Origin of the sequence: Arthrobacter sp. G.S.26 (assembly GCF_050847375.1) — a bacterium.
Lineage (GTDB): Bacteria > Actinomycetota > Actinomycetes > Actinomycetales > Micrococcaceae > Arthrobacter.
The window spans coordinates 224,737-251,295 of sequence record NZ_CP193752.1; the positions used below are offsets into that span (position 1 = coordinate 224,737).

Below are 26,559 nucleotides of genomic sequence, written 5' to 3' on the forward strand. Positions count from 1 at the left end.
TCTGCGGACAACCTTAGGATCCGGGCTGTTCCGTGCCGCACGGCGCCCGCCCGGGCAGCTAGCGGAGCAGTTCCACATCCGAGACAAGTTCGATGTGGGCCAGCATGGCATCGGCTGCGCCGTCAGGATCCTGGGCGCGGATGGCGTCGGCAATTTTCCGGTGTGAGGCCAGGGACTGCTCCGGCCGGCCAGGCTGGCCCAGGGACTCCATCCGGGTTTCCAGGATCATTTCGGCGATGAACGCCATCAACTGCGCCAGCACCGAGGAATGCGCCGCGCCCGTGACGGCCTGGTGGAACAGCTCGTCGCCATGCGTGCCGCGGTCCCCGTCGCCGATTTCCGCCGCCATCACCTCCAGCGCCCCGTCAATGGCGGTGAGGTCCGCGTCCGTGCGCCGGACGGCGGCGAGGGCCGCAAGCTTAACCTCCAAGGTACTGCGGGCCTCGACAATCTCCGGCAGCCGGCTGCGGTGCTCGCGCAGGCCCTTGATCACCGAAGCGACGCTGGGCCGGCGGGCCAGGACCGCGCCGGTGCCGTGCTGGACGTCAATGACCCCCAGCACCTCGAGGGCCACGAGTGCCTGCGCCAGGGTGGCACGGGAAACGCCCAGCCGTTCGGCGAGGTCGCGTTCGGCCGGCAGCAGGTCGCCGGGACCCAGCTTGGCCGATTCGATGTAGGCGAGAATCTGCTCCACCAGCTGCTCGTACAGCCGTGGCCGCGCCACCCGCTCGAGTCCCAGCCGTGATGACTTCTCCACAAAACCCCCGCTACGTCGTCGTTATCTCCCAGAATACAGCGCAAACCTATTGACAGATAGACTCACTGTCTAAGAGGCTAGTCCAGTGAGCCAGTAATCCACGTCACAATTTTCTGCAATGGAGAACCAACGATGTCCGCTCCTGTCCTGTCCATCATCATCCTGGCGGCGATGTTCCTGCTCGCCACCGTGCTGCCCCTGAACATGGGCGCGCTGGCGTTTGTGGGTGCCTTCCTGCTGGGCAGCGTTGTCCTGGGAATGTCCACCAACGACATCCTCGCCAACTTCCCCGGCGGCCTCTTCCTGACCATCGTCGGGGTCACCTACCTCTTCGCGATTGCGCAGAACAACGGCACCATCGACCTGTTGGTCCGGGGTGCCGTCCGGTTGGTGGGCAGCCGGGTGGCGCTCATTCCCTGGGTGATGTTTGCCATCACCGCCGTGATCACCTCCGTGGGCGCGCTGTCTCCCGCCGCCGTCGCCATCATCGCGCCCATCGCGCTCAGCTTCGCCGGAAAATACAAGATCAGCCCCCTGCTGATGGGCATGATGGTGATCCACGGCGCCCAGGCAGGCGGCTTCTCGCCCATTGCCGTGTATGGCGTCACCGTCAACGGCATCCTGGCCAAAACGGACCTGGACTTCAGCCCCACGGCGCTGTTCCTCTCCAGCCTGGGCTTCAACCTCGTGATCGCCGTGATCCTCTTCATCGTCCTGGGCGGGAAAGCCCTGCTGTCCTCCCGCGTGGGCCACTTTGTGGAGCAGGCAGCGGAGGCCCGGATGTCCGTCAGCGTCGGCGCGAAGGCCGGCAGTGACGTGGCCTTCAAGGGCTTCGGCTCCGGCATGTACGGTCCCCGCGACCCCGCCGGCGACGGCGTGGCAGCCACCCGGGAACGTTCGCAGCGCCTCCCGCAGTTGGTGACCATCGCCGGCCTGATCGCGCTTGCGGTCATCGCGCTGGGCTTCAAGGTGGACGTGGGCTTTGTGTCCATCACCATCGCGATTGTGCTGGCACTGGTGTCCCCGGCCGCCCAGAAGGGCGCGATCAACAAGATCAGCTGGTCCACCGTGCTGCTCATCTGCGGCATGCTCACCTTCGTGGGTGTGCTGGAGGAAGCCGGCACCATCGAGTTTGTCTCCGGCGGCGTGGCGGGGATGGGCCTGCCGCTCCTGGCCGCACTCCTCATCTGCTACATCGGCGCCGTGGTCTCCGCCTTCGCTTCCTCCACCGCCATCCTGGCCGCACTGATCCCGCTGGCCGTCCCGTTCCTGTCCTCCGGCGACATCGGCGCTGTCGGCGTCATCTGCGCCCTCGCGGTTGCGTCCACGATTGTGGACGTCTCGCCGTTCTCCACCAACGGCGCCCTGGTCCTGGCCAACGCACCGGAAGGCGTGGACAAGGACAGGTTCTACAAACAGATCCTCGGCTACAGCGGCATCGTCATCGTCGCAGGCCCGGTCCTGGCCTGGCTGGCCCTGGTGGTCCCCGGCTGGCTCTAGCCACCACCGCTCCCCGCCACCCCGCATCAGAAAAGGAACACCGCACATGAGCAGAGCTGACAGCACCCAAGGACCCCTGGCCGGCCACACGGTGATCGACCTGAGCCGCGCCCTGGCCGGGCCGCACGCCGGCATGATGCTGGCGGATCTGGGTGCCCGCGTGATCAAGGTGGAAAACCCGGGCACGGGCGATGACACCCGCGGCTGGGGCCCGCCTTTCGTGGGACCCGAGGACGATCTCCAGTCCACCTACTTCATGTCCTGCAACCGCAACAAGGAATCCATCAGCCTGGACCTCAAGAGCGGTGACGGCCAGGCGGTGCTCCGCGGCCTGCTGGAACGCGCCGACGTGGTGATCGAGAACTTCCGCCCCGGTGTGATGGACCGGCTGGGCTTCTCCACCGGTGCCATGCATGAGCTCAACCCGCGGCTCATCATCCTGTCCATCACCGGGTTCGGCCACGACGGCCCTGAGTCCCAGCGCAGCGGTTACGACCAGATCCTGCAGGGCGAAGCCGGCCTGATGTCGCTCACCGGCTCCGGCCCGGACGACCCCCAGCGCGTGGGTGTCCCCATCGCCGACCTCCTGGCCGGCATGAACGGCGCGTCCGGGGTCCTCGCGGCCCTGGTCGAACGGGGCCGGACCGGCAAGGGGCAGGTGGTGCGCACCTCGCTGCTGGCTTCGCTGATCGGGGTCCACGCCTTCCAGGGCACCCGGACCACCGTGGCGGGCGAGGTGCCGCAGGCGCAGGGCAACCACCATCCCTCCATCGCCCCCTACGGCCTGTTCGCCTGCAAGGACGGCAGCGTTCAGATCAGCGTGGGCAGCGAGAAGCTGTGGGCGGCGTTCGCAGCGGCCTTCGGCCTGGACCCGGCGGCCGCCGGCTTTGCCAGCAACGCGGACAGGGTGCGCAACCGCGCCGGGGTGATTGCCGCCGTCGAACGCGCCTTCTCCGCCTATGGCGCTGCGGAACTGCTGCAGAAACTGAACGACGCCGGGATCCCGGCAGGCAAGGTCCGCTCGCTGGATGAGGTCTACGCGTGGGACCAGGTGGCGTCGCAGGGGCTGGTGGTGGACGTGGAGCATCCGCTGCTGGGCACCGTCAGCCTTCCCGGCCCGCCGCTGCGCTTCTTCGCCGCAGGCGATAGCGCGGAAACCACCATCACCAGCCACAGCGCGCCGCCATTGCTGGACGCCGACGGCGGCGCGATCCGGGAGTGGCTTGGCCTCACCGCCGCGGCGGGCACCAAGTAATGCCTACGTCGGAGAAGGTCCGGCACCTGGGCGCCGCCGAGCTGCTGTCGGCCGTGGTGGATCCGGGGTCGTTTGTTTCCTGGGACGCGCCCGCGGAGCAGCCGCCCGTGTCCGACGGGTACGCCGCCGACCTGGCCAGGGCCCGCGACCGCAGCGGCACCGACGAGTCGGTGCTCACCGGGGCCGGGCTGATCCAGGGCCGCCGCGTGGCGGTCATCGTCAGCGAGTTTGCGTTCCTTGCGGGGTCGATCGGGCACGCGGCCGCGCAGCGGATCGTGGCGGCCGTGGAACGGGCCACCGCCGAGGGGCTTCCGCTGCTTGCCGGTCCCGCTTCGGGCGGAACGCGGATGCAGGAAGGCACCCTGGCGTTCCTGTCCATGGTCAAGATCACCGGCGCCGTCCGCGCCCACCGGCAGGCAGGCCTGCCGTACCTGGTCTACCTGCGGCACCCCACCACCGGCGGGGTGATGGCCTCGTGGGGCTCGCTGGGCCACATCAACGTGGCGGAACCCGGCGCCCTCCTGGGCTTCCTCGGCCCGCGCGTCTACGAGGCGCTGTACGGGGAGGCGTTTCCGGACAACGTGCAAACGGCGGAGAACCTGTTCAGCAAGGGCCTTATCGACGGTGTGGTGGCGCCCGGACAGCTGGCCAACCTGGTGGCACGGGCCCTGGACATCCTGGCCGCAGCGCCGGGTACCGGTGTGGGCCCGGAGGGGTCCGGTCCGGCTGCCAAACCGGCTCCGCCGGAAACCCTTGCCGTCCGGCCGTCAACTGTTGACGCCTGGACCTCCATCGGTATCTCCCGGAAACCGCGGCGGCCGGACCTCCGCCAGCTCCTTAAGTACGGCGCCAGCGATGCGCTGCCCCTCAACGGTACCGGCCAGGGGGAAAAGGATCCCGGGCTGCTCCTGGCGCTGGCCCGGTTCGGCAGCCAGCCCTGCATTGTGCTGGGCCACGCCCGGCCGCTGCGGAAGGACGCCGCCGGCATGGGCCCAGGCTCGCTGCGGGAGGCCCGGCGGGGCATGAAGCTCGCCGAGGAACTCCGGCTGCCCCTGCTGACCGTCATTGACACTGCGGGCGCGGATCTGTCCAGGGAAGCCGAAGAGGGCGGCCTGGCGGGGGAGATTGCCCGCTCACTGCACGAATTGATCGGACTGGAATCACCGTCCGTCTCGGTGTTGCTGGGGCAGGGTGCCGGCGGTGGGGCGCTCGCCCTGCTGCCCGCAGACCGGACCATCGCGGCGCAGCACAGCTGGCTGTCGCCGCTGCCGCCGGAGGGCGCCAGCGCCATCGTGCACCGCACCACCGCCCACGCTCCGGCCATGGCACAGGCACAGGGTGTAAACGTGGCATCGCTGTACGCCAACGGCCTGGTGGACCACATTGTTGACGAGCGCGGCGACGCTTCGCTGGAGCCCGCCGGATTCTGCGAACGGATGGCCCGGGCCATCGAGTACGAGCTGGGAAACCTGGCCGGGGCGCCGGTTGCGTCGCTGGTGGCGTCCCGGGCGGAAAAGTACCGGAACCTGGGCCCCTTCTAGGCTCCCGCCGCTTCCAGGCCTGCGCCGGGCAGGCGGGCCCGGAGCTTACCGCCCGGGCCCGCGCTGCGGCCCGCCTCAGCGGCGGTTCGCGGCCCTGGTCCGGTGCGCCGTGGCGCGGAGCTGCAGGATCCGGACCCCGCCGGCCGCGGCCACCAGCACGCCGCCGGTGACGCTGGCGATGAACAGGGCCATGCCCAGTGGCAGCTGACCCTCCAGGCCGAAGTACCGGACCAGGACCTGGTCCTGGTTCTGCAGGATAAAGATGATCAGCAGGATCAGCAGGACCAGGGAGGCCACGACGGCGGCCCACACCACGCCGGCGCGGGTCACCTTGGGCTCCTCCGCCGGCCGGGTCGCTGGCTGCCGGGGCTCCTGCCTGCGGGAGTCCTGCTTCCGGGTCTCCGCGGTGCCCGCCTGGGGTTCGGTCCCGGGTGCTGCGGGCTCATGGTCCGGAACCGCCGGCACCTGCCCGGCGGGATCCGGCTGGCCGTCCGTGCCGGGGGTGTACTGTCCAGAACTCATGTTGTTCCCCTTAACTAATAAGCATGCTTATGGTGCAACCTTAGTTGGCGGGGCTGCCGGGAACAACTGCTCCGGGAAGGCTCCCACCGGCTCTCCACATGTTAGGGCGGAGTTGGCGGGCTGCCGGATCCCGCCACGGGCTTTCAGAATCCGATCTGATGCGCCACCTGCAGCAGCAACGACTCTGAGCCGGCCGGCCCCACCAGCTGGATGCCCATGGGCAGCCCCTGCCCGGGTGCCCCGCCCGTCCAGTGCACGGGAATGGTGATGGCGGGCAGGCCGCACACGTTCACCATGGAGGACCATGGCGCGTACTCGCATTGCTTCCGGTAATCCCCGTCGGCATCCCCGGGCCACTGCGCCGCAGGCCACCTGTCGCCGCCGTGGACTGTTCCCGTGAACCAGCCCACCGGGCGGGGTGTCTGGGCAAGTGCAGGCATCAGCATCAGGTCCCACTGGGCGTACTGGGCCACCGTGTCATGTTCGAACCTGCGCAGGAACGCCAGCGCTTCCTGCAGCTTGGCAGGGCTCCGCTGCTGGGCCCGCCGCCGGAAGGTCCTGGTCAGCGGGGCCAGCAGCGCCTCCCTGGTGGGGCTGATCCGGGCGCTGCCCACCCCTGCGGTCCAGGCGGTGGTGAAGGCGTCCGGGTAGCGGTTGTCGTACCGGACCGGGGCTTCGGCCACCACATGCCCGGCCCGGGCCAGCAGCTCCACCCCGGTGTGGAGCGCGTCCAGCGCCTCCTGCTCCACGGTGAACGGGAACGTTCCGGCCCACGGGGACTCCAGTGTCAGGCCGATCCTCAGCTTCCGCGGGTCCGGGCCCAGTGCTGCCAGGTAGCCCGCCCCGGGCACCATGGCGTCCATCAGGAGCGCGGCGTCCGCGGCGCTCCTTGCCAGCGGGCCCGGCACCACCAGCCGGGCAGGATCGCCCTGGGATTCCGCGGCCGGCACGGCGCCGCGTCCCGGCTTCAGTCCCACCAACCCGCAGGCAGCAGCGGGAATCCGGACGGATCCGCCGCCGTCCGTCCCGGGTGCCACCGGAAGCAGGCCCGCGGCAACAGCCGCTGCGCTGCCGCCGGAGGAACCGCCGGAACTCCTGCTGGGAGCGTGCGGATTACGCGACGGCGGCGCGATCCGGTTTTCGCTGTACGCCGTCAGTCCGAACTCCGGAACCTGCGTTTTGCCCAGGGACACCACGCCCGCGGCCTTGAGGACGGCCACCAGCTGCCCGTCCGCCGGGGCCGGTTTGTGGTCCAGGGCGGCGCTGCCGTGGGTGGTCACCACCCCTGCCACATCCGTGAGGTCCTTGAACGCAACCGGCATCCCGTGGAGCAGCGGAAGGTCCCCGGCGCTGGAGCGGGAATGGAGCGCGTCGGCCTCCCGGGCGCCGGCCATGGCCTGCTCTCCGGTGACGGTCACAAATGAACCCAGCAGCGGGTTCCGGTCAGCGATGCGGGCCAGGAAATGCGCCGCGGCCTCGCCCGCGGAGACGGCACCCCGGCGCAGCAGGTCCCGCAGTTCCACGGCCCCCAGCTCGTGCAGCTCAGCCACGGTTGCCTGGGTCCTGCTGCCCGGGCTTGTTTGCGGCGCGGAAGAAGGCCGGTCCGGCGGGCTGAACTGCAGTGATGGCATCCTCCAAGCGTTTCACGTAGCGTATCGCGGCCGGCAACGGGGCCGGCGGACGCCGGAAGCACTAGGCTTAATGGTGTCTTCCGATCTGCCACGACAGGACTTCCAATGAGCGACTTTGACACCGTCCCCGTCCATGACGTCCCCGCCGGCGCCGCAATCCTTGACGTCCGCGAAGACTACGAGTGGGTGGCCGGGCACGCCGACGGCGCCCGCCACATTCCGCTGGACCAGCTCCCCGCGCGCCTCGATGAACTGGACCCTGATGAGGATCTCTACGTCATCTGCCGTACCGGCGGTCGTTCCTTCCGGGCGGCCCAGTGGCTGACCGGACAGGGCTACTCCGCCTTGAACGTTTCCGGCGGCATGGACCAGTGGCTGGAGGCCGGCAAGCCCCTGGTCTCGGACAACGGGCTCAAGCCGCTGGTGCTCTGAGCCCCCGGCCCTCCGGCCCGCGTCCGGGCAGCAACCAACCACCAGCCGAAGGGCTCCACCATGCCGCCACCCGTCACGTACACGTTCCTGGGACCTGAGGGGACGTTCACCGAAGCGGCCCTCCTGCAGGTGCCGGATGCGGCCGGGGCCACCCGGATCCCCGCCTCGAACGTCAACGCTGCCCTGGACCTGGTCCGCCGGGGCACGGCGGACGCGGCCATGGTGCCCATCGAAAACTCCGTCGAGGGCGGCGTCACCGCAACCCTGGACGCGATCGCCGGCGGTGCGGAACTTCGCATCCTCCGTGAAGTCCTGGTGCCCATCAGCTTTGTGCTGGCCGTCCGTTCCGGCACACCAATGGCGGGCATCCGCAGCGTGGCCACCCACGGCCACGCCTGGGCGCAGTGCCGTGGCTGGCTGGAGCGGAATATTCCGGAAGCAGAATATGTCCCGGCATCCTCAACGGCAGCAGCCGCCGTCGGTCTGCTGGTGGCAGACTGCCCCTACCACGCTGCCATCTGCTCACCGCTGGTGGCGCAGGCACAGCCCGGCCTCGAGGTGCTCGCCACTGACATCGGCGATAATCCCGCGGCCGTGACCCGCTTTATCCTGGTGGGCAGGCCCGGCGCCCTGCCGCCCCCGTCAGGCGCCGACAAAACCACCGTGGTGGTGCCGCTGCCCGCGGACCGGCCGGGTGCCTTGATGGAGATCCTGGACCAGTTCGCCACCCGGGGCGTGAACCTGAGCCGGATCGAATCCAGGCCCACCGGACAGTACCTTGGGCACTACTTTTTCAGTATCGACGCGGACGGGCACGCCGCCGACGCCCGCATGGCGGATGCGTTGGCCGGGCTGCACCGCATCAGCCCCGCCACCCGGTTCCTGGGCTCCTACCCCCGGGCCGACGGACAGGCTGCGGTGGTGGAGCCGCACACGTCCGATGACGCCTTCGGCGCTGCGCAGGCCTGGGTCCAAGGCATTCTCCAACCGGCATCAACAGGACCGGAAAGCGGTTCCACCACTTCGCCCACAGCGTAGGTGAATACCGTTCCGAGTACTTCCTTAGGGCTCCGGCCGTGCGTAAGCTTGCTTGATCCACCGGGGAATGGCCCCGAATGAAGGGAGCGGGTCATGACTGCGAACAGCACCGATGACGGCCAGGGAATGATTGTGAACCCCAAGCCTGCAGCCGACAACCAGGACTGGGACGGAGACGATGCCGACCGCGCCGACCGCCTGCGCTTTGAAGAGGAACAGGCGATGATCCGTGAGCAGTCCGAGGCCAGGGCTGCCGCGAAAGCCGCCGCAGAGGCCGCAGGGGACTGACGCCCGCACGTTGCAGGTCCGCCGCATTCCGGCAGGTGCCGGTTCAGTGCCCCGCCGCGGGCCCTTTCACCCGGACCAGCAGGGACTGCGGTTTGACCTGGACAGTGAGCCGGGTGGCAAGCCCGGACGTGTCCCCATCCAGCTGCGTGGGCATGGGCTCGGGGCATTTAATGACAATCCGGCCTGACCGGTACACAGTCATGATGGGCAGTTTGCCGCTGTGCTTGAAGATGACCTTCAGGTACATCAGCAGCCAGCCCAGGGCGCTGCGGGGGCTCATCACCACCACGTCCAGCATCCCGTCGTCGATCATGGCCTGCGGGATGAAGTCGATGCCGCCGGGAACCAGGCCGCAGTTGGCGAACAGCACGCTGCGGATGTTCCGGACCTGTTCCGGGTTGCCGTCCAGTGATATGGAAACCTTCTTGCGCCGGCCCGGCAGGTGGCGCACCCCTGCTTCCGTGTACGCCAGCCAGCCCACCGCTTTTTTGAGGCCGTCGTTGGTGTCGGCCAGGACTTCGGCGTCCACGCCGATTCCGGCAATCACCAGGAACACGTGCTCCGAGGAATGCCCGGTCCGTGAGTTCTCGATCCCCATCCGGGCGGTATCGATGTAGCGTTGCCGGCCAAACAGGGCCGTGTGGACGTTGCTGTGCAGGTCGTGGACATCAAGGTCCACGTTCCGGGCCAGGAGGTTGCCGGTTCCCAGCGGGATCAGGCCCATGGCCACGCCGCTGTGCGCCAGCGATTCGGCGGCAACCCGCACGGTGCCGTCGCCGCCGCCCACCAGGACCACGTCCGGGCTGCCGGCCAGGGCCGCCTTCACCTGGGAATACCCCGGATCCTCGGCGGTGGTCTCGAAGAACACCGGCTCGTCCCAGCCGGCGGACAGGCAGGCGCGCTGGATGGTGGCCCTGGCCTCGCCGGCGCGGGCTTTGATGGGGTTCAGGATCACTGCCACGCGCTGCCGGGCCAGCCCGGACTCGTGCGCGTCGCCGCCCACGGCGCTGCGGATGTGCAGGGCCTTGAGCCGCCGCACCCCCCACCAGCTGGAGACGGCGAAGGCCAGCGCCGCCGCGCTCAGAAGGTACAGGATCCAGTCGCTCATGGTGCTTCAACAGTAGCCCGGCGGGCGCCGCACCCGCGCGCCCGCCCCGGCTGCCCGCCGTCGTGCGCTGGATTGGATACCCTTGGGGAGTGATCGACGTAAAAGACCTCAGCGAAAACCCGGACAAGTTCCGTGCCAGCCAGCGCGCCCGCGGCGCCGACGAATCAGTGGTGGACGCGATCATCGCCGCGGATTCGGACCGCAGGGCTGCGCTGATCCGCTACGAAAACCTCCGCGCCGAGCAGAACGTGTTCGGCAAGAAGGTGGCGCAGGCCAAGGGTGAGGAAAAGCAGGCGCTGCTTGCCGAGGTCCGCGAGCTGGCCAACTCGGTCAAGGCAGCCTCGGCGGAAGCCGACGCCGCGCAGGCCAAGCAGGAGGAACTGCTCCGCGCCGTCCCCAACGTTATTGAAGACGGCGTCCCCGAAGGCGGCGAGGACGACTTCGTGGTGGTCAAGACAGTGGGCGAGCCGCGGGAATTCGCCGGCTTCGAACCCCGCGACCATCTGGAAATCGGCGAGCTGATTGGCGCCATCGACATGGAGCGCGGCGCCAAAGTGTCCGGCTCCAGGTTCTACTTCCTCCGCGGCGTGGGCGCCCGGCTGGAAATGGCACTGCTGCAGATGGCCATGGAACAGGCCATCGACGCCGGTTTTGTCCCTATGATCACGCCCACCCTGGTGCGCCCCGAAACCATGCAGGGCACCGGCTTCGACGTCAAGCACGACGCCGAGATCTACCGTCTCGCCGAAGACGACCTTTACCTTGTGGGCACCTCCGAGGTGGCCCTGGCCGGCTACCACGCGGACGAAATCCTAGACTTCAGCGCCGGGCCCATCCGGTTCGCCGGGCAGAGTTCCTGCTACCGCCGTGAGGCGGGCTCGCACGGCAAGGACACCCGCGGCATCATCCGGGTGCACCAGTTCAACAAGGTGGAGATGTTTATCTACACCACCGTTGAGGAAGCCGCTGCCGAGCACCTGCGGCTGCTGGCCTGGGAAGAGGAGATGCTGGCCAAGTGCGAGCTGCCCTACCGCGTCATCGACACCGCAGCCGGTGACCTGGGCATGTCCGCGGCCCGGAAATTCGACTGCGAGGCCTGGGTTCCCACCCAGGGCGCCTACCGGGAGCTCACCTCCACCTCGAACTGCACCACGTTCCAGGCCCGCCGCCTCAACATCCGCGAACGCACCGTCAACGACGCCGGCGTGGCCAAGGGCACCAGGGCTGTCGCCACCCTGAACGGAACCCTGGCCACCACCCGCTGGATCGTGGCCATCCTGGAGCACCACCAGAACCCGGACGGCTCCGTCAACGTCCCCAAGGCGCTGCAGAAGTACCTGGGTGGGCTGGAAGTACTGCCCGTCCTGTAGCCAGGTGCGGTCAGCCGGCCAGGTCCAGCGTGTAGACCACCAGTTGCACCTTGGGCGCGGGCCGGGGCTTTTCCCGGTCCGGCCGGCGGATGAAGCCGAACTGCCGGTAGAGCTCCTGGGAGCCCAGGTTGTCCACGCCGGTGTCCAGGACCACGCTGCGGGCGCCGTTCCGGGCTGCGAGCTGCACCGAGTGTTCCAGCAGGAGCCGGCCCAGACCCTGGCGCCGTGCCTCCGGCAGGACCGCCAGCAGTCGAACCTCCGCCTCCCCTGGTTCAGCCTGTCGGGCCAGCGGTGATCCGTGCAGCAGTACCGTGATGGTGCCCACCAGCTTTCCCGTCCGCACGTCCTCGGCGACCAGCAGGGTGCCCGCATCTGCGCGTGCCTCCGCATCCACCAGCAGGTTCAGGCGCTCGCTGTCCGGCTGGTCCGCCGCCGGCAGGTGGTGGCCGAACCCGCGGTAGGTCAGCTCACCCACCGCTGCGTACTCGGATTCGCGGGCCCGCCTGACGATCAGCGGCTCAGTGGACGTGGTGGCGGTGGCGGTCATGGTGGCGCCCTCTCGTGTTCGGCCGGCCCCGCACCGGCTGCGCGGGTTCCCTGACCGACAGGCTAAGCATGCCAGCAGCCCGTGGTCATCCCGGGCCGCAACGGGGCGTCGCGCCTTGTCATCCAAGGAAACGGGAGGACATCTGTTGCGCCGCGCGTCGGCGGGTTGCGTCCGTGTTGGAAAGCCTCCTGCCCGGTGGTTGGCTGGTTGGAAAAGGCCCCGGGCCGCCGTCGGCCCCGCAATGAACAAGGAGACCGGATGGCCGGCACCCTCACCCACCGGATCACCAGGCTGTGCGGCGGCGAACTGGCAACCTTCCGGTCCCAGCTTGCCGCCCTGGCCCGGGAGGACATGTACAGCGGCGGCCTGGAGAGTGCCGTTACGGCGCTGCAGCGCAGGCCCGCCCTCCTGACGGAGGGTTCATCCGTCACCATTGTGGGTTTCGGAACCAAACCGGCGGCCGGTCCGCCCGTGCTGACCCTGGCCGTTTCGCTGCTGCTGGACTACCAGCGGTGGCCCCTGGATGTGTTCTGGGATGAGGCGCACGCCTGGGCGGACGCTGTGGCAGCCCCCGCCCTGGTCGTGGCGGGGATCAGTGCCCGGCACGAGGACGAAAACGGCATGGTGTTCCATTACCGGCTCAAGGCCGCATCCAGCGCAGTTCCTAAGCTTGTCCGCAGCTCAGGGACCTAAAGCCTGGGCTTTGCGGACAAGCTGACGAGACCTGGCCTGGCTTGACTTCAAGCCGGCCACGGCGCCGCGGCGGCGATCCGGCCATCCACCAGGACCGCGAGGAAACCCGGCGCTGCGTCCGGCCGGCGCCCCGGCGCCGGCTCCCCGGCACCCAGGGCCTGGTACGCCACTCCAGCCAAGGCGGCGTCTTCCGGGCTGCCGGAGCCGGCGGCCAGTTGCCGGAGGGACTCCGGCGTGACCACGGCACGGACCTCGCGGGGATGCACTGTGCCGTGCCGGGTTCCCCGGTCCAGGGCCAGGAACACCGGCGCCGTGGGTTCCAGGCCCAGTGCCGCTGCCGCCGCGATGGCTTCGCCAGCTGTCAGCGAGGCCGGGAGGATGGGCACGCCGGCCGGTTCGCGGCCCGCCAGAAGGCTCCGGACCGTTCCTGCCGGGTCCGGTGGTTCAAGGAAGCCCAGCCGGGTGAGCCAGCCGTCGTCGAAGCAGGTCGAAAGGTAGTTCCGGCCGGAATCGGGCAGGACCACCACGATGGTGTCATCCGCATCGAGGGTCCCGGCCAGCCGGAGCGCTGCGGCCAGGGCCAGGCCGCCGGTTGCCCCCGTCAGGAGCCCTTCCTCCCGGGCGGCGCGGCGGGCGGTGAAGATGGCTTCCCGGTCGCTGACCCGAACGTACTGGTCCACCACCGAAGTATCAAACGCTTCGGGCCAGATGTCTTCCGTGGAATCCGGGTGCAGCGCGTGGCCGGCACCTTCCACATACTTGAGGGCGCCGTCGCCACCGGCGTAGCGGGAGTGCTCCGGATCCGCGGCCACCACCCGGATCCGGCCGCTGCTGGCCTCCTTGAGGTGTCCACCCGTTCCGGACAGTGTGCCGCCGGTTCCCACGCTGGACACCAAATGGGTAACAGTGCCTTTGGTGTCCGCCCAGATTTCCGGCCCGGTGGATTCCCGGTGCGCTGCCGGGTTGGCAGGATTGTCGTACTGCTGCGCCAACCAGGCTCCCGGGGTGGCGGCAGCGAAGTCCGCGGCGCGGCTGGCCAGGTGGTCCGGGTGTCCGCGCGGCACAAAATCAGCCACCAGGTGGACCTCGGCACCGTATGCCCGGAGCAGGCTGATCTTTTCCGCCGCCGTGGCCGTCGGTGCGAAAATCACCGACCGGTAGCCCAGTTGCGCCGCCACCAGGCTCAGCCCGATGCCGGTGTTGCCGCTGGTCCCCTCCACCACTGTGCCTCCCGGCCGCAGGTGTCCGGCAGTTTCGGCAGCCCTGACCATCGACAACGCTGCCCGGTCCTTGACGCTGCCGCCGATGTTCTGGAACTCGAGCTTCGCGTAGATCCGCGGGCTGAGGCCGGCGCCGAGCCTGCGGAGGCGGAGCAGCGGTGTGCCGCCGATGGCGTCGAGGACTGATTCGTGAACGGTCATGGGGCCACGGTAGGGGGCAGCCGGCAGGGGCCCAAAGCTGCGTTTCCCCGGGTGTCGCAGGATGAGCCAATGCGTCCGGCAATGGCCCTGCAGCCGTCATAAATATGCCCTCCCAGGTCCGCTGATGTCACCTGCGGTCACTGGGATTCACGTCCCGACTCGAAATTCCGGAACGCCCGGAAACCCGCCATAGAGTCCGGACATGGCCCTCCGAATCCAGCAAAGACGTCAACCCAGCGGTGGCCGCAGCCAGGAAACCCCGCAGCGGCAGGTGCCGCCCCGGACTGTCCTGTGGCTGTGCCTGGGGGCCGGGTTCATCACGCTGCTGGACCAGTCGGTATTTGTCCTGGCAGTACCGGCCATGGCCGCCGGATTGCAGGCGGACGCCGGGCAGGTGCAATGGATCCTGGCCAGTTATTCACTGGTGTTCGGGCTGGCGCTGGTACCGGCGGGCCGGCTGGGTGACCTTGTGGGCCGCCGCACCCTGTTCGTGGCAGGGCTCAGCGTCTTTGGCGCGTTCAGCCTGCTGGGCGGCCTGGCCACCGATCCGACCGTCGTCATTGGGGCACGGCTCCTGCAGGGCCTCGGTGCAGGGGCCCTCAACCCACAGGTCCTGGGCCTGCTGCAGGATGTCCATGCCGGTGCCGGCCGGGCCAAAGCCTTGGGGTACTACGCGGCGGCGGGCGGAACGGCTGCCGTGTGCGGTCCGCTGATTGGGGGCGTGATCCTCTCCGTGGGCAGCCAGGAAGGGAGCTGGCGGTTGCTGTTCCTGGTCAACGTTCCGCTGGTCCTGGTCCTGGTTCCGCTGGCCCTGGTGTTCCTCCCGCGCCGGTCCCGGTCGCCGGCGGTGCCCGGCCAACGCCGGCCCACCATCGATGCAGTAGGCGCGCTGCTCCTGGGTGCCGTGGTGCTGGCCTCGCTGGTGCCCACCATCCAGGGCCCGGGTCCGGAAACGCCCATCTGGCTGGGGAGCAGCGCCGTGGCGCTGGCCGTGTTTGCCGGCTGGGAGGTCCTGTACCACCGGCGCGGCCGGACCCCGCTGCTGGTCCCGGCACTGGTCCGCTCGCCCGGCTACGTCCTTGGCACCGTGGTTGCCTTGTGCCAGTTTGGCGTGGGCGCGGCCATGGCCGCGGTCACCGCGTTCTACTTCCTTGCCGGCACCGGCCTGCCGCCGTTGGCGGCCGCCGCGATCCTGGCGCCGCAGGCCGCAGGGATGCTGCTGGCCTCCAGCTTCAGCTGGCGGTTCCTGGGCCGCTACGGGCGGGGCGGTGTCGTCTGGGCGCTGGTGGCCGGCCTGGCCTGCCTGCCCGGCAAGGACTTGGCCGTCCAGTACCTGGACAGCGGAGCCGCTGCGATGGCGGTGGCCGCCGTCGGGCTCCTGCAGGGGCTAGCCGTGGGTCTGGTGGTGGCCCCCAACCAGACCCTGACACTGGCCCAGGCCCCGCCCGGTGCCACGGGGGTGGCCGCGGGCTTTTACCAACTCAGCCAACGGTTCACGGCGGCGCTGTGTTCAGCGGCCGCCGCCGGCATGTTCCTCACCGCCGGCGCGGACCCCCGCCGGGCCTTCCACCAGGGTGTGGTGCTCTGCTCGGTGCTGCTGGGCGTCGCTGTGCTGGCCGGCAGTGCGGACTGGCTCCGCACAGCCGCTGTCGCCGGGCGGCAGGCCACCCGCCGGCAGCCTTCGAAGCGCCGGCGGGCCGGTCCTTAAGCGGCCGGGCTCTGGGCGCCCGGGTCCGTGGGGCCTGTGGTGGGCACCCCGGCCTCCCGCAATGCCGGGAAGCCGCCGTCCACATGGACGGCGTTGGCGTAGCCCAGCACCTTCAGCTTCTCGGCTACAGGGCGGGAGCCGTTGACGGAGCCGCAAAACACCACTATGTTCCGGCCCGCGGCTTCCACTTCGGGCAACAGTTCGGGGGAGTCGGGGCCGAAGTCCTGGTCCACCCGCTCCCGGTTGACCACCAGCGCCCCGGGGATCGCCCCGGTGCTGTTCCGGCCGGCGTCACTGCGGACGTCAACCAGCAGGGCCCCTTCGGCGATGAGGCGGGCGGCGTCAGCGGCGCTGACCAGTTGGGTGTCGGTTTCGGTGCTCATGGTTCTCCTTTGAGGATGGGTTGGTTGGACCGGGGTCTTAGCCGCGGGCCCAGGCGTCGGCAAGCAGCCCGTAGGATGCCACCCGCTCCGCCTGCCCGTGGGCGATGGTGGTGATCAGGAGCTCCTGGGCGCCCGTGGCCCGCTGCAGCGCCCTCAGGTGGGCGGTGACCGTCCCGGGGGCGCCCACGAACCGTGTTTCCACGCGGTCCCGGACCAGCTCCGGGGAGCCCACCGCGGCGTCCACCCGGCCGCCGTCGGCCGGGGCGGGATAGGCGATGGCGCCTTGGCCGCTGCGGATGCTGTGCACCCAGGCGGCGAAGCCCGCGCCGAGCCGCCGGGCGTCCTGTTCGCGTTCGGCCACCAGCACGTCCGCGGATACCGTGACGTACGGTTCCGGCACCGCCGCCGAGGGCCGGAAGTGGGCCCGGTATTCGGCCACCGACTCCAGTACCGTGGCCGGCGACACGTGGTAATTCGCGCCGAACCGCAGGCCCAGCTTCCCGGCAAGCCGGGCGCTGGGCCCCGCCGTGGAACCGTGGAGCCAGAACTGCGGGGCATGTCCCAGGGCAGGTGTCACCGTGATCCCCTCGCCGTGCCGGGTGCGGTAGCCGCCGTCGAAAAAGCCGATGACGTCCTGCACGTCGCTCTCGAAGTTGTCCGCATCCCCGGGCTCCCGGCCCAGGAGCTCGGCCTGGAGCCGGAACTTCCGGGGCAGCACGGAACTGAACGGCTGCCGTTTGGCGGGGACCACCAGGCCCGCCACCACCCGGCCCGCGTCCTCCGGCGCGGGTTCGCCGGCAGTCCGGAGGTCTTCCCCGCCGGTGCTTGCCGGCGGGGAAGCGGGTTGGCCGGAGCGGCCAAATCCCAGATCGATCCGGTCCGGGAACACTGCCGCCAGGGTTCCGACGTTTTCGGCTACCTGCAGCGGTCGGTAGTTGCCCAGGATGGTGGCAGCCGTCCCCACCCGGATGGTCCGGGTGGCGGCAGCAACCAGGGCGGACAGCACATGCGGGGCGGAACCCGCGACGCCGGGATTGAGATGGTGCTCGGCCAGCCAATAGCGGTGGTAGCCGAGGTCCTCGGCAGCGACGGCCAGCTCCACGCTGTTGCGCAGCGCCTGCCCGGCGTCCACCCCCGCCGGGATGGGGCTCAGATCGAGAACTGACAGCAGGGCATCCGTTGGGCTCATGGCTTGACCCTACGGACGCCGGCTCCGGCGCCCAAAGCGCCATGTCACCGGACTCAACGGTGCGCAACAGGCCGTCACAGGCGCCGCCAGATGACGGTTTAAGCCGTCGCTTGACGTGGCGTTTCGCGCGTTGACCTCGTGCGACAACGGCGGTTGCGGGGGTCATTCGGGGATCGTACATTCGAGCCATAGGTCAAGAGTCAGCACGCCAAGGACCGGCTCGTGCTGCGGCAACCCTCAGGCATTTAGTGGCGGGGTGCTCCGGAAACAGACCTGGCCGCACTGCGGCAAGTGAAATGTCGTCCCGGCCGCACCAGCGGCCCCTGAAAGAGGAAAGCCATGCCTTCACTACCAGTACCCGAAAACCGTCCCAACGTGGTGGCCGTTGAGCTCGACGGCGACGGGGCGCACCCCGCCGCGTGGCGCCACGCCCACCACCTTCCGGACGGACTGCTGGGCGGTGCCCGCATCAGCGGCACCGTCCAGGCCGCAGACATCGCCGGCTTCCACCTGGCCACCTTCCGCGATTCCCGCGTGGTGGATGCCGGCACGGCCGGGATTCCCGGCCGGATCGATGCCGTGCAACGGGCCGCCTTCGCTGCCCCCATCACCGGCTCGATCGGCCTGGTACCCGAGGTGGACACCCTCTACACCGAGCCATTCCACGTCGCCACCCAGCTGGCCAGCCTCGACTACGCCTCCCAGGGCAGGGCGGGCTGGCTGGTCAGCGCGGCCAACGCGCCCGAAGAAGCCCGCGCCGTGGGCCGTGAGCAGCTGGCCGCCGCCGCAGCGCCCCTCGAAGCCGCGGACGCCGTGGAAGCCGGCCGCCGGCTCTGGGATTCCTGGGAGGACGACGCCGTTATCCGCGACGCCTCCACCGGCCGCTACCTGGACCGCGACAAACTGCACTACGCCGACTTCGAAGGGGAGCGCTTCGCCGTCAAGGGCCCGGCGATCATTCCCCGGCCATTGCAGGGGCAGTTGGTGGTCATCGCTCCGGCGGCGCTGCTCTCCACCGTGGAAGCCGACGTGGCACTCGCTTCAGCCGCCACCGTTGACGGGCTCGCCGCAGCAGCCTCAGCGGCGGCCGCCACCGGCGTTCCCCGGACCCTCGTGGAGCTCGACGTGATCCTCGACGCCCGCGGCCAAACGGCCGCGGAACGGCTCGCGGAGCTGGACCGCCACGAGCCGTGGACCGGCGGCGCCCGGTACGTGGGCAGCCCCGCCGGCCTCGTGTCCCTGCTGGCCCGGCTCTTCGATGCCGCGGACGGCGTCCGGCTGCATCCCGCCGTCGTGGACGTCGACCTGCCGGAACTGGCGCTCAACGTCCTGCCCGCGTTGCGCGCCGCCGGCCTGGTCAGCGCGCCCGCCGCCGGCACCACGCTGCGCCGGTCCTTCGGCCTTCCCCGCCCCGCCAACCGCTACGCAGCGGCCTGAAAGAGAGCACCCCATGACCACGCACCGTCCCACCGGCAACGGCCGGATCCAGTTCGGCGTCTTTTTCCAGGGCGTCAACCACACCACCGTCTGGAAAGCCCCGGACAGCGGCTCCCAGACCGACTTTGAATCCTTCCGCCGCGTGGCCCAGACCGCCGAACGCGGGCTGTTCTCAGCCTTCTTCCTGGGCGAAGGACTGCGGCTCCGTGAACACCTGGGCCGAATCCACGACCTGGACGTGGTGGGCCGCCCGGACGCGCAGACTGCCCTGGCGGCACTCGCCGCCGTCACCACCAACATCGGCCTGGTGGCCACCCAAAACACCACCTACAACGATCCCGCGGACCTGGCCCACCGGCTGGCCAGCCTCGACCTGCTCTCCGGCGGCCGCGCTGCCTGGAACATCGTCACCACGGACAATGCCTGGACCGGCGCCAACTTCCGCCGCGGCGGGTTCCTCAAGCACGAGGACCGCTACGTCCGGGCCGAAGCCTTTGTCCAGACCGCCAAAGCCATCTGGGACTCCTGGGCCGACGGCGCAATCGCCGGGTCCCGGAGCGACGGGCGCTGGCTCCGGCAAGGAAGCATCACCCCGGTGCGCCGGAACGACGCAAGCTTCGACGTGGACATCACGGGACGGCTGCCGCGGTCCGCCCAGCACCACCCCGTCCTCTTCCAGGCGGGGGATTCACCCGACGGCCGCGACTTCGCTGTCCGCAACGCCGACGTTATCTTCTCCCGGCACGCGGAACTCGAGGATGCGAAGGTGTTCCGGGCGGACATCGTGGCCCGCACACTAAAGGCCGGCCGCCCCGCGGATGACGTCAAAATCTTCCCGGGCCAGGAATTCATCCTCGCCGCCACAGAAAAGGAGGCCGCGGAGAAGGAACACTGGGTCCGGGAGCAGCAGGTAGGCCCGGAGACGGCAATCGCCTACCTTGAACAGTTCTGGGGCCGGACCCTGGACGGGTATGACCCCGACGGGCCGCTGCCTGAGATCGACCCCGTAGTGGACGTCACGAACCCCACCCGCGGAAACGCCTTCCACGGCAAAAGCGCAATTGAACTCGCTGGCCAGTGGCGGGACGAGGCCCGCGGGAAGGGCCAGTCCATCCGCCAGTTCGTTGCTGCCCGGTCACGCCTGAACGGCCGCGGCCTGGTGGGCTCCTACGACGGCGTCGCCGACCTGCTGGCTGAATACGCCAGGACCGGAGCGGTGGATGGATTCAACATCACCCCCTGGCTTGTCCCCGGCGGGTTGGACGACATTGTCAACGAACTCGTCCCGCGCCTGCAGGACCGCGGCGTCTACCGGACCGAATACGAAGGCACCACCCTCCGCGAAAACCTGGGACTCCGGGTCCCCTCATCACACCGGCGCGGCACCCTGTCCGCGGCCGGCCGCCAGGAAAGCGAAAATGTCGCATGAACCCCTTCAACCCCGCTGGAACCACCGCCAATCGCCCCACCAGCAGGCCCGCCGTCGTGGGCGGCCTCCTCGCTGCGGCCCTCCTCTTGTCCGCCTGCGGCGGGACGGCCGGCGCCGGCACCGAACCGGCCGCCGATGCCACCCCTGTTTCCGGCGGAAACCTTAACTTCGCCCTTTCTGTGGACCGCGGCTGCATTGACCCGCAACAGGCGGGCAACAACGACGCCATCGCCGTGGCCCGGCAGACAGTTGCCTCGCTGACGTCGCAGGACCCGAAAACAGGGGAGATCGTGCCGTGGCTGGCCGAAAAGTTCGAGGCCAACGCCGACGCCACCAGCTTCACCTTCACCCTCCGGGACGGGGCCACGTTTGCCGACGGAGCCGCCATCGACGCGGCATCCGTGAAGACCAACTTCGAGGCCATCAAGGCCCTCGGCGCGAAGGCCACCCTGGGTTCGACCTACCTCAGCGACGTCAGCGCCATCACGGTGCCGGACGCCAAAACCGTGGTGGTGGACTTCTCCAAGCCCAACGCCCAGTTCCTGCAGGCCACGTCCACGTTCACCCTGGGCCTGCTCTCCCCGGCGGCCGCCGCCCTGTCCGAAGCGGACCGCTGCGCCGGTAAATTCTCCGGTTCCGGACCGTTCAGCGTCCGCAGCTACACCGTGGATAAGGAAGCAGTCCTGGAACGCCGGCCCGGCTACTCCTGGCCTGCAGCCACCAACACCAACAAGGGCGAGGCGTACCTGGACACTGTCACGTTCAAGATCATCCCCGAGGCCGGGAACCGTACCGGGTCCCTGCAGTCCGGCCAGATCGACGCCACCGCGGCCATCTCCGCCGCGGACGTTGCCCTGTTCAACGGCAACGGCTTCAGCACCGAAACCCGCGCCAACCCCGGGGTGGTCTACAACCTCTACCCCAACGAGTCCAGCCCCAAGCTCAAGGACACCGCCGTCCGCCAGGCCATTTCCAAGGCCATCAACCGGGAGGAAATCACCAGCACCCTGCTGACCGATGCCGACCAGCCGGCCAAGGGCGTCCTGTCCCACACCACGCCGTACTTCACGGACCTCAGCCCGCTGCTGGCCCATGATCCCGACGGCGCCAGGAAACTTTTGGACGCCGCCGGCTGGAAGGAAGGCCCGGACGGGGTCCGGGAAAAGGAGGGCGAAAAGCTCTCCTTCCAGGTCACCTACTGGCAGTCGCCCAAGGAAGTCCTGGAACTGGTGCAGCAGCAGCTCAAGGCCGTGGGGGTGGACCTGCAGCTGAAATTCACCACCATCGCGGATGTCACGGCCGCCCAGGCGGACAAGACCTATGACTTCTCCTACGGCAACCTGACCCGCAGTGATCCGGACGTGCTGCGGACAGTGTTCTCCTCCGCCACCGCCCGCGGCGGCAGCAACCTGAGGGAACAGCTTCCGGTGGACGACACCCTGGGCGAACAGGCAGCAGCCCTGGACCAGGCCGCCCGGCAGAAGCTGGTGGACCAGGCCCAGGAAACGCTGATCAAGGACGCCCACTCCATCCCGCTGTACGAGCTCTCCACCACCATCTCGGCCAGCGAAAAAGTGCACGGCCTGACCTTCGAGGCGTCCAGCCGGCTGGACTTCTACGACACCTGGCTCAGCAACTAGGCAGCAGCGGCGGCCGGCCCCTCACAGGCCAGCCGCCGCCCGATCCCAAGGACCACCATGATCCGCTTCATCGGACGACGCCTGCTGCAGGGAGCCTTCGTGCTCTGGGCGGCCTACACCGTGTCCTTCTTTATCCTCTACCTCCTGCCCGGCGACGCGGTCAGCATTATGGCCAGCGGCGACGAGCAAAACGCGGTTGACCCCGCGCTGGTTGCCCGGCTCCGAAGCGAATACGGGCTGGACCGGCCACTTCCCGAGCAGTACCTCATTGCGCTGGTCAAGGCGCTGCAGCTCGATTTCGGCATTTCCATCAAGAACGGCGTCTCCGCCACGGCGGCCGTGGCGGAGGTCCTGCCAGAAACAATCAAGCTCGCCGCGGCCGGTTTTGCGCTCGCCGTCATCCTGGGCAGCGCCCTGGCCATCGGGGCCGCGTTCAGCAGGAACCGCTGGCTCCGGCAGGCCTTTGCCGCCCTGCCTCCGCTGGGCATCGCCGTGCCCACGTTCTGGATTGGGCTGCTGCTCCTGCAGTTTTTTTCCTTCCGGTTCCGGCTGTTCCCGGCCATCGGAAACGACGGCGTGGCGAGCCTGGTGCTGCCCGCCCTGACGTTGGCGATTCCCACCGCCGCCGTGATCGCCCAGCTGCTGTCCCGCAGCCTGCACCGGACGCTGGGCGAACCCTACATCGAACAGATCCGGGCCAAGGGCGCCAGCGACGCCCTGATCCACTTCGGTCACGCCCTCCGGAACGCCGCCATCCCCACCCTGACCATGCTGGGGATCCTGGTGGGCAACCTGCTGGCGGGCGCCGTGGTCAGTGAAACCGTCTTCTCCCGCGCCGGCATCGGCCGGCTCACCGTCACCGCTGTCAACAGCAGGGACATCCCGGTGGTGCAGACCCTTGTGGTCCTCGCCGCCGCCATCTTTGTACTCACCAGCCTGCTGGTGGACCTGATCTACCCACTGGTTGACCCGCGCATCAACACCGCCCGCCGGGTATCGGTTTAGGAGGCACCATGCCGCAGCAACTCGTCCGGCCCAGTCCGGCACAGACCCGTCCCGGGGACCCTGCAGTTGAGGGTACCGGTCCAGTCCCAACAGCTTCCGGTCCCGCCCCGGACGTCTCCCCGGCTTCGCCGGGAACGCCCGGAACCGGCCGCCGCGCACCCGGCCGGGCTGCCGGCGTCGGGCGCGCAGCGCTCCCGCGCCTGGCCGCCGCCAGCCGCAGGCTGGGCCGTGCCCCCGGCCTGGTGCTGGCCGGCCTGGTCCTTGGTGTGGTGGTTTTGTGGGCCGTGGTGCCCGGGGCTTTCTCGTCCTGGCCGCCGGACACCGGGGTTCCGGCCGACCGGCTGCAACCGCCATCAGCCGCCCACTGGTTCGGCACCGACAGCCTGGGCCGCGACCTTTACTCGCGGGTGGTGCACGGAGCCGCCACTTCGCTCGCGGCGACGGCCGTCGCCGTTGGGGTGGGCCTGGTGGCAGGCTCCCTCCTGGGGCTGCTGGCCGGCTCGCTGCGCGGCCGGGTGGATGACGCGATCATGCGGGTCATGGACGTCCTGCTCGCCATCCCCAGCCTGCTGCTCTCCCTGGCGCTCATCACCGTGCTCGGGTTCGGCACGGTGAACATTGCCATCGCCGTGGGGGTGGCAAGTGTTGCCAACTTCGCCCGGATCATGCGGGCGGAGGCCCTGCGGGTGGGGACCGCCGTATACGTCGAAGCGGCGCGCTCCGCCGGCGTCCGCTGGCACACCATCCTGCTCCGGCACGTGCTGCCCAACGCCGCCGGCCCGGTCCTGGCACTCTCGGCCCTCGAATTCGGCATGGCGGTGCTGTCCATCTCCTCGCTGAGCTTCCTGGGCTTCGGCGCCCCGCCCCCGTCGGCCGAATGGGGATCCCTCGTGGCCGGCGGGCGGGACTACCTCGTGGCCGCCTGGTGGCTGGTGACGCTGCCGGGCGTGGTGATTGCCGCCGTCGTGCTGGCCACCAACCGCGTATCGCACGCATTCGCCAACCCCGAAAGGAACCGGACATGACCGGCACCCAGCCATTGCTTAGAGTCGAGGACCTGCGCGTCAGCTACCGCGTCAACGGGGAAACCACCGAAGCGGTCCATGGTGTCAGCTTCGAGGTCCACGCCGGCGAGGTTGTGGCGATTGTGGGCGAATCCGGCTCCGGCAAAACCACCACCGCACACGCCATCATCAACCTGCTGCCCGCCAACGCCAGCACTGACGCCGGCTCCGTGGTGTTTGCCGGCGCCGACCTGGCAAAGCTCACCCGGAAGGAATGGCAGGGGGTACGGGGCAAGGAGATCGGCCTGATCCCGCAGGATCCCACAGCTGCCCTGGACCCCTTGCAGCGCGTAGGAGTCCAGGTGGCCGAGGCGCTCACCATCCACCGGCTGGAACCGCGGAAGGTGGCCCGGCAAAGTGCCGTGCGGCTGCTGGCCGAAAGCGGCATCCCGGACCCGGAAACGCGGGCCCGGCAGTTTCCGCACCAGTTTTCCGGCGGGATGCGCCAGCGGGTTCTGATTGCCACGGCGCTCGCCGCCTCGCCGCGGCTGGTGATTGCGGACGAACCAACCAGCGCCCTGGACGTGACGGTCCAGCGGCAGATCCTGGATAACATCTCGGCCCTCACCGCTGAACGCGGAACCGCCGTCCTGCTGATCACCCACGACCTTGGGGTGGCCGCGGACCGGGCCGACCGGATCATCGTGATGCGCAGCGGCGACATCGTTGAACACGGCCCGGTGGCCAACGTCCTGGGCAACCCGCAGCACGCCTACACCCGCCAGTTGATTGCGGCTGCGCCCGGGCTGAACCCGCGGCGGCTGCGGCCGGCGGTTGCCGGTGGCCCTGGCACCGATGTGCCCGGCGCCTTGTCCGATCCAGCCGGCCTGCCCCGTGCTGCTGCCGCTGCTGCGGAGCCGCTGGTGGTGGCCACGGACCTGCTTAAGCTCTTCCACCTGCCCCGCACCGCCAAGGGACCCAAAACCCTGACGGCCGTGAACAACGTTTCGCTCCAGATTGGCCGGCGCGAGACGCTGGCGCTGGTGGGGGAGAGTGGGTCGGGAAAAAGCACCGTGGCACGGCTGCTCCTCCGGCTGGACCGGCCAACCTCCGGCTCGGTGCACTTTGACGGGGTGGACCTCGCCGCTGCCAGGGGCGAACAGCTGCGCCAGCTGCGGCGGCGTTTCCAGGTGGTTTTCCAGAGCCCCTACGCTTCCCTGGACCCGCGTTTCAGCGTCGCGGACAGCGTGGGTGAACCGCTCCGGGCCTTCGGGGAAGGCACCACGGCGGACCGGCGGGCACGTGTTGCCTCGCTGCTGGAGGCAGTGCACCTACCGGCGACCTATGGTGCCCGGCAGCCTGTCGAACTGTCCGGCGGACAGCGGCAGCGGGTGGCCATTGCCCGGGCGCTGGCGCTCCGGCCCGACCTGGTGGTGCTGGACGAAGCGGTGTCGGCACTCGACGTGTCGGTACAGGCCCAGATACTGGCGCTCCTCGCCGAGCTGCAGGCCAAGGACGGCCTGAGCTACCTCTTTATCTCGCACGACCTCGCCGTGGTCCAACAGATTTCGGACCGCGTGGCCGTGATGCGGGGCGGGGAACTGCTGGAGGAGGGACCCGCCGGGGTGGTGCTGGAGCGTCCCGCACATGAGTACACCCGGGAGCTGATCGCCGCCGTCCCGGGCCGGGGCCGCCAGGGTTAATACCCACACCGGGGACAACCTGTGAATATTAACCGGACGTTCAACAAAGCTGTGGCGCGCGTCCTAGCGGCCATGCCGGGCGTCTGCTTCACTTGTTCAATGACAACGCTGACTGAATCCTCAGTCGCCGGCAACGATGACCGGCGAGAGAACCCCAACAACAACGACACCCGGCTGATGGTGGCCCTGGACGTGGACGGCACCCTGGTCAACCACGACGGGCACATGTCCCCGGCCGTCCGCAACGCAGCCCAGGCCGTGGTGGCCGCAGGCCACGAAGTGATGATTGCCACCGGCCGGTCACTGAACGCCACGCTGCCCATCATCGAGCTGATCGGCATCGAACACGGCTACGCCGTATGCTGCAACGGCGGCGTCACCCTCCGGCTGCACCCGGAACTGGACAAGGGCTACGAGATCATCCACAAAGCCACGTTCAACCCCGCTCCCGCACTCCGCGCCCTCCGCGAGCGGCTTCCGGCAGCCAAGTACGCGCTGGAGGACGAGGACGGCAACTTCCTCTCCACCGAGCGGTTCCAGGACGCCAGTTTTGGTGTTGAGGCCGTGGGCGTCGACTTCCAGACCATGCTGGCTGCCACGGCCGTCCGCGTGGTGGTGTTCAGCACGGACAACACCCCCGAGGAGTTCAACGAGGCCATCCGCCACATCGGCCTCGCTGGCGTCACCTACTCCGTGGGCTGGACTGCCTGGCTGGACATCGCCGCCGCCGGCGTCACCAAGGCCAGTGCGCTGGAAAACCTGCGCACCAGGCTGGACATCGGGCCGGAGCAGACGGTCGCCATCGGTGATGGCCGGAACGACATCGAGATGCTCACCTGGGCCGGCCGCGGCGTGGCCATGGGGCAGGCGCCGGAGGAAGTTCTCGCCGCTGCGGACGAGGTCACCCTTTCCGTGCACGACGACGGCGCCGCCCGTGTGCTCCACAGCCTCCTTTAGC

At 69.4% G+C, this 26,559-nt stretch carries 24 protein-coding genes and 1 riboswitch; of the genes, 16 read left to right on the forward strand and 8 right to left on the reverse strand.

Annotated elements, in window-relative coordinates; genetic code table 11:
• Positions 1-58 precede the first annotated feature (58 nt).
• A complete protein-coding gene (locus ACRB8A_RS01065) occupies positions 59-757 on the reverse strand; it encodes a FadR/GntR family transcriptional regulator (protein ID WP_285241144.1) in 699 nt (232 codons plus the stop codon).
• Between the two features lie 132 nt (positions 758-889).
• Here ACRB8A_RS01065 and ACRB8A_RS01070 point away from each other — a divergent pair, with 132 nt between their 5' ends.
• From ACRB8A_RS01070 to ACRB8A_RS01080, 3 genes are read left to right on the forward strand one after another with little or no spacing between them, the layout of a single operon-like run.
• Entirely contained in the window at positions 890-2,257 is a 1,368-nt protein-coding gene (locus tag ACRB8A_RS01070; RefSeq protein ID WP_056601741.1) for an SLC13 family permease, read from the forward strand.
• A 46-nt stretch (positions 2,258-2,303) separates the two neighbouring features.
• A complete protein-coding gene (locus ACRB8A_RS01075) occupies positions 2,304-3,512 on the forward strand; it encodes a CaiB/BaiF CoA transferase family protein (RefSeq protein WP_285241143.1) in 1,209 nt (402 codons plus the stop codon).
• Positions 3,512-5,053 carry a carboxyl transferase domain-containing protein gene (locus ACRB8A_RS01080; protein WP_432245410.1) on the forward strand — a complete coding sequence of 514 codons (1,542 nt, stop codon included), beginning with the start codon at positions 3,512-3,514 and terminating at the stop codon, positions 5,051-5,053. Before ACRB8A_RS01075 ends, ACRB8A_RS01080 begins: the two co-directional genes overlap by 1 nt.
• Positions 5,054-5,128: 75 nt before the next feature.
• Here the strand turns inward: ACRB8A_RS01080 and ACRB8A_RS01085 are convergent, their stop codons facing one another.
• Positions 5,129-5,575 (reverse strand): LapA family protein, encoded by a 447-nt coding sequence (locus tag ACRB8A_RS01085; RefSeq protein ID WP_432245411.1) that lies wholly within the window; start codon positions 5,573-5,575, stop codon positions 5,129-5,131.
• 143 nt (positions 5,576-5,718) lie between these two features.
• A complete protein-coding gene (locus ACRB8A_RS01090) occupies positions 5,719-7,125 on the reverse strand; it encodes an amidase (protein ID WP_056601783.1) in 1,407 nt (468 codons plus the stop codon).
• Between the two features lie 186 nt (positions 7,126-7,311).
• On the opposite strand from ACRB8A_RS01090, the gene ACRB8A_RS01095 reads away from it, so the two are divergent.
• From ACRB8A_RS01095 to ACRB8A_RS01105, 3 genes are all read left to right on the forward strand, one after another.
• A complete protein-coding gene (locus ACRB8A_RS01095) occupies positions 7,312-7,638 on the forward strand; it encodes a rhodanese-like domain-containing protein (RefSeq protein ID WP_050683706.1) in 327 nt (108 codons plus the stop codon).
• Positions 7,639-7,698: 60 nt separating this feature from the next.
• Positions 7,699-8,676, forward strand: a complete 978-nt coding sequence (gene pheA, locus ACRB8A_RS01100) for a prephenate dehydratase (protein WP_056601735.1) — start codon at positions 7,699-7,701, stop codon at positions 8,674-8,676.
• Positions 8,677-8,769: 93 nt separating this feature from the next.
• On the forward strand, positions 8,770-8,964 hold the full coding sequence (locus tag ACRB8A_RS01105) for a hypothetical protein (RefSeq protein ID WP_056601734.1): 195 nt from the start codon (positions 8,770-8,772) through the stop codon (positions 8,962-8,964).
• A 43-nt stretch (positions 8,965-9,007) separates the two neighbouring features.
• Here ACRB8A_RS01105 and ACRB8A_RS01110 read toward each other — a convergent pair whose 3' ends face one another.
• Complete coding sequence (locus ACRB8A_RS01110) at positions 9,008-10,072, reverse strand: diacylglycerol/lipid kinase family protein (protein WP_050683703.1); 1,065 nt, start codon at positions 10,070-10,072, stop codon at positions 9,008-9,010.
• Between the two features lie 89 nt (positions 10,073-10,161).
• On the opposite strand from ACRB8A_RS01110, the gene serS reads away from it, so the two are divergent.
• Positions 10,162-11,442, forward strand: coding sequence for a serine--tRNA ligase (serS, locus tag ACRB8A_RS01115; RefSeq protein ID WP_050683702.1), 1,281 nt, complete (start codon positions 10,162-10,164; stop codon positions 11,440-11,442).
• A gap of 10 nt (positions 11,443-11,452) precedes the next feature.
• On the opposite strand, the gene ACRB8A_RS01120 is transcribed toward serS, so the two are convergent.
• Positions 11,453-11,989 (reverse strand): GNAT family N-acetyltransferase, encoded by a 537-nt coding sequence (locus tag ACRB8A_RS01120; protein ID WP_432245412.1) that lies wholly within the window; start codon positions 11,987-11,989, stop codon positions 11,453-11,455.
• Positions 11,990-12,247: 258 nt separating this feature from the next.
• On the opposite strand from ACRB8A_RS01120, the gene ACRB8A_RS01125 reads away from it, so the two are divergent.
• Positions 12,248-12,682: a hypothetical protein gene (locus ACRB8A_RS01125; RefSeq protein ID WP_432245413.1), complete on the forward strand. Its 435-nt coding sequence runs from the start codon at positions 12,248-12,250 to the stop codon at positions 12,680-12,682.
• A 47-nt stretch (positions 12,683-12,729) separates the two neighbouring features.
• Here the strand turns inward: ACRB8A_RS01125 and ACRB8A_RS01130 are convergent, their stop codons facing one another.
• Positions 12,730-14,103, reverse strand: coding sequence for a PLP-dependent cysteine synthase family protein (locus ACRB8A_RS01130; RefSeq protein ID WP_432245414.1), 1,374 nt, complete (start codon positions 14,101-14,103; stop codon positions 12,730-12,732).
• 202 nt (positions 14,104-14,305) lie between these two features.
• On the opposite strand from ACRB8A_RS01130, the gene ACRB8A_RS01135 reads away from it, so the two are divergent.
• On the forward strand, positions 14,306-15,811 hold the full coding sequence (locus ACRB8A_RS01135) for an MFS transporter (protein WP_432245415.1): 1,506 nt from the start codon (positions 14,306-14,308) through the stop codon (positions 15,809-15,811).
• Here ACRB8A_RS01135 and ACRB8A_RS01140 read toward each other — a convergent pair.
• Both ACRB8A_RS01140 and ACRB8A_RS01145 read right to left on the reverse strand, forming a co-directional pair.
• Positions 15,808-16,194 (reverse strand): rhodanese-like domain-containing protein, encoded by a 387-nt coding sequence (locus tag ACRB8A_RS01140; RefSeq protein ID WP_050683697.1) that lies wholly within the window; start codon positions 16,192-16,194, stop codon positions 15,808-15,810. The two genes, ACRB8A_RS01135 and ACRB8A_RS01140, sit on opposite strands and share 4 nt — an antisense overlap.
• 37 nt (positions 16,195-16,231) lie before the next feature.
• The gene (locus tag ACRB8A_RS01145) at positions 16,232-17,383 is read right to left on the reverse strand and encodes an LLM class flavin-dependent oxidoreductase (protein ID WP_432245416.1); all 1,152 of its coding nucleotides are present in this window, start codon (positions 17,381-17,383) and stop codon (positions 16,232-16,234) included.
• 191 nt (positions 17,384-17,574) lie between these two features.
• Positions 17,575-17,683, forward strand: a riboswitch (SAM riboswitch).
• 39 nt (positions 17,684-17,722) lie between these two features.
• On the opposite strand from ACRB8A_RS01145, the gene ACRB8A_RS01150 reads away from it, so the two are divergent.
• From ACRB8A_RS01150 to ACRB8A_RS01180, 7 genes are all read left to right on the forward strand, one after another.
• A complete protein-coding gene (locus ACRB8A_RS01150) occupies positions 17,723-18,820 on the forward strand; it encodes an LLM class flavin-dependent oxidoreductase (RefSeq protein WP_050683695.1) in 1,098 nt (365 codons plus the stop codon).
• Between the two features lie 13 nt (positions 18,821-18,833).
• Positions 18,834-20,249 carry an NtaA/DmoA family FMN-dependent monooxygenase gene (locus ACRB8A_RS01155; RefSeq protein WP_432245417.1) on the forward strand — a complete coding sequence of 472 codons (1,416 nt, stop codon included), beginning with the start codon at positions 18,834-18,836 and terminating at the stop codon, positions 20,247-20,249.
• The gene (locus ACRB8A_RS01160; protein WP_056601725.1) at positions 20,246-21,889 is read left to right on the forward strand and encodes an ABC transporter substrate-binding protein; all 1,644 of its coding nucleotides are present in this window, start codon (positions 20,246-20,248) and stop codon (positions 21,887-21,889) included. The genes ACRB8A_RS01155 and ACRB8A_RS01160 overlap by 4 nt, the downstream gene beginning before the upstream one ends.
• Before the next feature lie 57 nt (positions 21,890-21,946).
• The gene (locus ACRB8A_RS01165; RefSeq protein WP_050683692.1) at positions 21,947-22,894 is read left to right on the forward strand and encodes an ABC transporter permease; all 948 of its coding nucleotides are present in this window, start codon (positions 21,947-21,949) and stop codon (positions 22,892-22,894) included.
• 8 nt (positions 22,895-22,902) lie between these two features.
• The gene (locus ACRB8A_RS01170; protein WP_432245418.1) at positions 22,903-23,919 is read left to right on the forward strand and encodes an ABC transporter permease; all 1,017 of its coding nucleotides are present in this window, start codon (positions 22,903-22,905) and stop codon (positions 23,917-23,919) included.
• Positions 23,916-25,601 (forward strand): dipeptide ABC transporter ATP-binding protein, encoded by a 1,686-nt coding sequence (locus ACRB8A_RS01175; protein WP_432245419.1) that lies wholly within the window; start codon positions 23,916-23,918, stop codon positions 25,599-25,601. The genes ACRB8A_RS01170 and ACRB8A_RS01175 overlap by 4 nt, the downstream gene beginning before the upstream one ends.
• 99 nt (positions 25,602-25,700) lie before the next feature.
• Positions 25,701-26,558, forward strand: coding sequence for a Cof-type HAD-IIB family hydrolase (locus ACRB8A_RS01180; RefSeq protein ID WP_050683689.1), 858 nt, complete (start codon positions 25,701-25,703; stop codon positions 26,556-26,558).
• Position 26,559 lies beyond the last annotated feature (1 nt).

What these genes read in the sequence shown, in the direction of transcription:
- ACRB8A_RS01105 (WP_056601734.1), top strand. Translation starts at nt 8,770, where the DNA reads ATGACTGCGAACAGCACCGATGACGGCCAGGGAATGATTGTGAACCCC.
- ACRB8A_RS01120 (WP_432245412.1), bottom strand. Translation starts at nt 11,989, where the DNA reads ATGACCGCCACCGCCACCACGTCCACTGAGCCGCTGATCGTCAGGCGG.
- ACRB8A_RS01155 (WP_432245417.1), top strand. Translation starts at nt 18,834, where the DNA reads ATGACCACGCACCGTCCCACCGGCAACGGCCGGATCCAGTTCGGCGTC.
- ACRB8A_RS01125 (WP_432245413.1), top strand. Translation starts at nt 12,248, where the DNA reads ATGGCCGGCACCCTCACCCACCGGATCACCAGGCTGTGCGGCGGCGAA.
- ACRB8A_RS01130 (WP_432245414.1), bottom strand. Translation starts at nt 14,103, where the DNA reads ATGACCGTTCACGAATCAGTCCTCGACGCCATCGGCGGCACACCGCTG.
- ACRB8A_RS01140 (WP_050683697.1), bottom strand. Translation starts at nt 16,194, where the DNA reads ATGAGCACCGAAACCGACACCCAACTGGTCAGCGCCGCTGACGCCGCC.
- ACRB8A_RS01160 (WP_056601725.1), top strand. Translation starts at nt 20,246, where the DNA reads ATGAACCCCTTCAACCCCGCTGGAACCACCGCCAATCGCCCCACCAGC.
- ACRB8A_RS01070 (WP_056601741.1), top strand. Translation starts at nt 890, where the DNA reads ATGTCCGCTCCTGTCCTGTCCATCATCATCCTGGCGGCGATGTTCCTG.
- ACRB8A_RS01085 (WP_432245411.1), bottom strand. Translation starts at nt 5,575, where the DNA reads ATGAGTTCTGGACAGTACACCCCCGGCACGGACGGCCAGCCGGATCCC.
- ACRB8A_RS01165 (WP_050683692.1), top strand. Translation starts at nt 21,947, where the DNA reads ATGATCCGCTTCATCGGACGACGCCTGCTGCAGGGAGCCTTCGTGCTC.
- ACRB8A_RS01175 (WP_432245419.1), top strand. Translation starts at nt 23,916, where the DNA reads ATGACCGGCACCCAGCCATTGCTTAGAGTCGAGGACCTGCGCGTCAGC.
- ACRB8A_RS01080 (WP_432245410.1), top strand. Translation starts at nt 3,512, where the DNA reads ATGCCTACGTCGGAGAAGGTCCGGCACCTGGGCGCCGCCGAGCTGCTG.
- ACRB8A_RS01150 (WP_050683695.1), top strand. Translation starts at nt 17,723, where the DNA reads ATGCCTTCACTACCAGTACCCGAAAACCGTCCCAACGTGGTGGCCGTT.
- ACRB8A_RS01110 (WP_050683703.1), bottom strand. Translation starts at nt 10,072, where the DNA reads ATGAGCGACTGGATCCTGTACCTTCTGAGCGCGGCGGCGCTGGCCTTC.
- pheA (WP_056601735.1), top strand. Translation starts at nt 7,699, where the DNA reads ATGCCGCCACCCGTCACGTACACGTTCCTGGGACCTGAGGGGACGTTC.
- ACRB8A_RS01135 (WP_432245415.1), top strand. Translation starts at nt 14,306, where the DNA reads ATGGCCCTCCGAATCCAGCAAAGACGTCAACCCAGCGGTGGCCGCAGC.
- ACRB8A_RS01170 (WP_432245418.1), top strand. Translation starts at nt 22,903, where the DNA reads ATGCCGCAGCAACTCGTCCGGCCCAGTCCGGCACAGACCCGTCCCGGG.
- ACRB8A_RS01180 (WP_050683689.1), top strand. Translation starts at nt 25,701, where the DNA reads ATGACAACGCTGACTGAATCCTCAGTCGCCGGCAACGATGACCGGCGA.
- ACRB8A_RS01145 (WP_432245416.1), bottom strand. Translation starts at nt 17,383, where the DNA reads ATGAGCCCAACGGATGCCCTGCTGTCAGTTCTCGATCTGAGCCCCATC.
- ACRB8A_RS01075 (WP_285241143.1), top strand. Translation starts at nt 2,304, where the DNA reads ATGAGCAGAGCTGACAGCACCCAAGGACCCCTGGCCGGCCACACGGTG.
- ACRB8A_RS01095 (WP_050683706.1), top strand. Translation starts at nt 7,312, where the DNA reads ATGAGCGACTTTGACACCGTCCCCGTCCATGACGTCCCCGCCGGCGCC.